The organism is Halomonas sp. BC04, from assembly GCF_000568385.1.
On record NZ_AZQX01000422.1, the window covers coordinates 1 to 5,090 of the forward strand.

Below are 5,090 nucleotides of genomic sequence, written 5' to 3' on the forward strand. Positions count from 1 at the left end.
AATGTTGGCCATCGACGACAGGGCATCCATCTTCTGTGCCCGGGAGATTCGCGGCACCATGTCCATGGCGACCACGGTGGCGCCCCTGGCCCGGCAGCGCTCCAGCAGCGTCTCGTTCTGGGCCGGCCAGAAGAAGCTGATCAGCGTCTGGCCGTCCCGCAGCGAGTCTGCCTCTGCGTCGCTGGGCTCTCGCACCTTGATAACTATCTCGGCCTCGCGCCAGAGCGCCTCGGCACTCTCCACCACGGTGACGCCGGCAGCGCGGTAGGCATCGTCGTCGAAGCCGGCAGCGCTACCGGCCCCGGATTCGATCAGGCATTCGTGTCCAAGCTTATGGATGAGCTGCGCACTGTCAGGGGTCAGCGCAACGCGTGCCTCCCCCTGGGCGAGCTCCTTGGGTGCACCAATCTTCACGTTGGATCTCCCTTATGTGTTATCGAAGTTTCGGATAGGTCAAACCCACCATTCATACCTGACCATGACGCAATGCACAACAGCAGCGCGCCTGATCGATGGCAACCAAAGGTAGCACTATCCGGCTGAAATAACGGAAAAAAGGAGGGGTGACGTTGACGTCAAGGGTGATATGAGGCGTAAGAGAGACGGCGCACAGGCCGCCCGAAGGCGGCCTGTGGCATGGTGTTACAATGGGATAATGCCCCTGGACGGATCAGGTCGTCAGCAGCGCATTGAGCCGCTTGACGTAGGCCGCCGGGTCGTCGAGATGCCCCCCCTCGGCGATGATCGCCTGGTCGAGCAGGATGCGCGCCAGATCGGCGAAACGATCGCCCTCTGCCGCTTCGAGCCGATCGACCAGCGCATGTTCCGGGTTGAGCTCGAGGATCGGCTTGACCTCCGGCACCTTCTGACCGGCGGCTTCCATGATGCGACGCATCTGAAAGCCCATCTCGTGCTCCGGCAGCACCACACAGGCCGGTGAATCGATCAGGCGGTGGGTCACCTTGACCTCCTGGACCTCATCGCCCAATGCCTCCTTGACCCGCTTGACCAGGTCCTCCTTGGCCTTGGCGGTCTCCTCCTGGGCCTTCTTCTCCTCTTCGCCCTCGATCTCACCGAGGTCAAGCTCGCCCTTGGCCACGTCGACCAGGGTCTTGCCGTCGAACTCGGTGAGGTGGCTCGTCAGCCACTCATCGATGCGATCGGAGAGCAGCAGCACCTCGATACCCTTCTTGCGGAAGATCTCCAGGTGAGGGCTCGACTTGGCCGCATTGAAGCTGTCGGCGACGATGTAGTAGATCTTGGCCTGCCCCTCCTTCATGCGCTCGACGTAGTCGGCCAGCGACTGATCCTGGGTCGCACTATCGGTGTGGGTTGACGAGAAGCGCAGCAGCCCGGCGATCTTCTCGCGATTGGCGTAATCTTCCGCCGGCCCCTCCTTGAGCACGGTGCCAAAGGTGTTCCAGAAGGTCTGGTAGGCCTCCTTGTCCTTGGCCAGTTTCTTGAGCATGTCCAGCGCCCGCTTGGTCAGCGCGCTCTTGATCTTCTCGACCTTGGGGTCCTGCTGCAGCAGCTCCCGGGAAACGTTGAGAGAGAGCTCGCGGGTATCGAGCACACCCTTGATGAAACGCAGGTAGAGCGGCAGAAACTGCTCGGCGTCGTCCATGATGAAGACGCGCTGCACGTAGAGCTTCACGCCACGGGCACCATCCCGCTCATAGAGGTCGAAGGGTGCACGCCCCGGCACGTAGAGCAGGCTGGTATATTCGAGCTTGCCCTCGACCTTGTTGTGGCTCCAGGCCAGCGGATCGCTGAAGTCATGGGCGACATGCTTGTAGAACGCCTTGTATTCGTCGTCGGAGATCTCACCCTTGGGGCGTGACCAGAGTGCGGTGGCCTCGTTGACGGTCTCCCAGGTGGTGACCTCACTGCCTCGATCTCCTTGCCGTCGTCGTCCTTGGCGGTCTCGACCCTGGGCATGCGCACCGGCACCTCGATATGGTCGGAGTACTTGCGCACCAGACCCTTGAGGCGGAATTCGTCGGCAAACTCCTTGGCATCCGACTTGAGGTGCAGCACGATCTCGGTGCCATGCCGCTCGTTCTCGACATCGGCGACGGTGAACTCCCCTTCGCCCCTGGATCGCCACTCGACGCCCTCGGACTTGTCCGAGCCGGCCTTGCGGGTACGCACCGTTACCTCATCGGCGACGATGAAGCTGGAGTAGAAGCCAACCCCGAACTGGCCGATCAGCCTGGCGTCCTTCTGCTGCTCGCCGGAGAGCTGCTTGAGGAACTCGGCAGTGCCGCTGCGGGCAATGGTGCCCAGGTTCTGAATCACCTCGTCACGGCTCATGCCGATGCCGTTGTCGCGCACCGTTACCGTGCCGGCCTCCTGATCGTGCTCGATCTCGATGCGCAGCTCACTGTCACCCTCATACAGGCCGTCGTTATCCAGCGCCGCATAGCGCAGCTTGTCGCAGGCGTCGGCAGCGTTGGAAATCAGCTCGCGTAGAAAAATCTCCCGGTTGGAATAGAGGGAGTGAATCATCAGATGCAGCAGCTGCTTGACCTCGGTCTGGAAGCCGAGCGTTTCCTCGTGAGCGATAGTGGACATGGATCGGTTACCTCATGGCTTGAACCAGCGGCGACGCCTCCATGGCGTCGCACGTGTAGAACTGTTCTGCGATATGGGGCCCGAGGGGGAAATTTCAAGCGTTGCTTTCTTCCGCGGCACTCAACACAAAGTGCAGGCGCGCCGTGGCCACGGGTTCCTCCTCACGCTCCTGCCAGGCTGTGACCTGAACATTGGCCATGCGACGACCTTCCCGCAGCAGGCGACAGCGGGCGTGGGTGGGTATCACGCGGGCAGCGCGCAGATAGTCAATGGAGAAGTCGACGATGCGCGGCAACCGGGGAGTCCGCGCCGCGAGCATCAAGTCGAGGGTGCCCGCCGTCTCCATGAAGGCGGCCACGACTCCGCCGTGAATGGCCGGCAGCAGGATATTACCGACATTGTGCGCGTGGGGTTCGAGATGAAAGACCATGCCGTCTCCCTCGGCGTCAGGCGATGCCGATACGCCGATGAAGCGGGCATAGGGCACCCGCGCCAGCCAGGCGGTCACATCACCCTCGGCCCGAGTCTTCTCCAGCCAGGCCGCATCGTGAAAGTCGTCAAGCATGGTCATTTGCTCCGTCATTCACTTCGCCGAACAGCGCCTCAACAAAGCCCGGCGGCGTATTGCGCGGCCCCAGGCGCATGAAGTTGCCGATGCCACGAGCAATCGGACGCTCGGGCTCCTGCCAGAGCGTACCTTCGGTGAAGACCACCGACTCGGTCACCGACAGCACGCGGGCCCTGGCCATGATGGGCTTGCCAGCCACCGCCGGCCGGTAATGATCGACCCGCAGGTCAAGGGTAGGGCAGACCTCCGGCGAGGGCAGGCCACAGAGTACGGCGGAGCCACAGACGGTATCCAGCAGCATGGTGAGGACGCCGCCATGCACCAGCCCCCGGGTGGTATCGCCAAGCAGCTCGTCGCGCCAGGGAAGCCGCATCGTCACTTCCGGAGGAACCACGCCGATCACCTCGAGCCCCAACTCGCGGGTATGCGGAATCACGTTGACGAAGCGGGACAGAGCGGTTCGCCACGCCTCGGGGCCAGGACCGTTGGCCTCGGCAGTTTGTTCATCTTGGCTCACATCCACACCCCCGAAGCTGCCCAACAAGCGTTTGATCGAAACTTGCTTAGCCTAGCCTTCGGGCTGCGTCCGCACAAGCGGCCGGGCGTTAAACGCTACCTACCATTACTCTGTAAAACGTCACCCAACCACTGCTCAAATATGCTCCAATGGGCGACGATAGAGAGGATCCGACTTCAGCCTTCCGGAGGCCGACACCATGCGCCATCGACACCCGGTTATCCGCGCCGCCGCCTGGCTCGCGGCGGCAGCCATCAGTCTGCCGCTCATTGCCCATGCCCAGCCCAGTGACAGCGCCATGCGCGAGGCGCTGGAGGCAGCACGCAACCAGCAGTGGGACAAGCTTGACGACAGCGCCATTGACGGTCACGTGCTCTCCGGCTACGTGGAGTACCACCGTCTGCGCCATCAATTGCCCCAGGCCGAGCCCAGCCAGGTGCTGGCTTACATCGAGCGCCACAAGGACGCCCCCCTGGCCGAGTGGATGCGCGGCCAGGCCATCGAGCCGCTACGGCAGTGCCGGCCGCTACGGCGCCGTCCTTGCCGTCGCCGATGGCAAGCCCGCGGGGGCCGAACGCCAGTGCCACTACTACACGGCGCTGCTGGGCAGCAATCCGCAAGCCGCCGCAGAGGGAGGCCGGAAACTCTGGCACGTGGGCAGCTCACAGCCGTCGGCCTGCGATACCCTGTTCCGCCACCTGCGGGAAAAGGGGGAGATCAGCGAAGTCGATATCTGGGAGCGCAAGATGCTGGCCTGGCAGCAAGGCGAAAGCGGCCTTGCCAGCTACCTGGGTCGCCAGCTCGGCAGTCACTGGCAGGAAGCCCGGGACGCCAAGGCCCGACTGCAGGGGGACTATTCCGCCATAACCCGGGTGCCCAACTGTATCGGCCCCGAGTGTCGCGGCAGCGGAGCGCTGTTTGCCGCCGCCATGCACGGCTTCACCCGAGCCGATACCGAAGCCGCCATGGAGGCATGGCGCAAGGTCGCCCCTTACCTGACCTTCGACGGCGAACATCGCCACGCCATCGAGGAGGACCTGGCCTTCTACTCCCTGGTACGCAACATCGACAACAACCGGGGCTGGGTGGACGATATCCTGCCCCGCGTCGGCACCGCGCGGGTACTCGAGCTGCGTGTGCGCCATGCGCTGACCAGCCGGGACTGGACCGGCGCGCTGCGCTGGATCGAGGCGATGCCCGACGAAACCCGCGACAATAGCCGTTGGCAATACTGGAAGGCGCGGGCTCACGAACAGCTGGGCGACTCGGAGCGCGCCCAGGTCGCCTATGCTCGTGCCGCCGATGGTCGAAACTTCTTTGCCTTCGCCGCCTCGGACCGTCTCAATCGTCCCTATTCCCTGAACCTGGAGCGCAATGGCTTCGACGAGGCGTATCGCCAGGAAGTCGCCAGTGGCCGGCCGTGCAGCGTAC

Annotated in this window: 2 protein-coding genes and 3 pseudogenes; 1 reads left to right on the forward strand and 4 read right to left on the reverse strand. The window is 63.6% G+C overall.

Annotated features, from left to right (window positions below; genetic code table 11):
* The 4 genes and pseudogenes from Q427_RS27905 to Q427_RS27920 all read right to left on the reverse strand — a co-directional run.
* A pseudogene (locus tag Q427_RS27905) lies at positions 1–414 on the reverse strand (Re/Si-specific NAD(P)(+) transhydrogenase subunit alpha); the annotation flags it as partial.
* 256 nt (positions 415–670) lie between these two features.
* Positions 671–2,574 (reverse strand): annotated as a pseudogene (gene htpG / locus Q427_RS27910) (molecular chaperone HtpG).
* A gap of 94 nt (positions 2,575–2,668) precedes the next feature.
* Complete coding sequence (locus Q427_RS27915; RefSeq protein ID WP_043518855.1) at positions 2,669–3,139, reverse strand: PaaI family thioesterase; 471 nt, start codon at positions 3,137–3,139, stop codon at positions 2,669–2,671.
* Positions 3,132–3,659: a PaaI family thioesterase gene (locus tag Q427_RS27920; RefSeq protein WP_231613969.1), complete on the reverse strand. Its 528-nt coding sequence runs from the start codon at positions 3,657–3,659 to the stop codon at positions 3,132–3,134. The genes Q427_RS27915 and Q427_RS27920 overlap by 8 nt, the downstream gene beginning before the upstream one ends.
* 359 nt (positions 3,660–4,018) lie before the next feature.
* On the opposite strand from Q427_RS27920, the pseudogene Q427_RS30815 reads away from it, so the two are divergent.
* A pseudogene (locus Q427_RS30815) lies at positions 4,019–5,090 on the forward strand (transglycosylase SLT domain-containing protein); the annotation flags it as partial.

What these genes read in the sequence shown, in the direction of transcription:
- Q427_RS27915 (WP_043518855.1), bottom strand. Translation starts at nt 3,139, where the DNA reads ATGCTTGACGACTTTCACGATGCGGCCTGGCTGGAGAAGACTCGGGCC.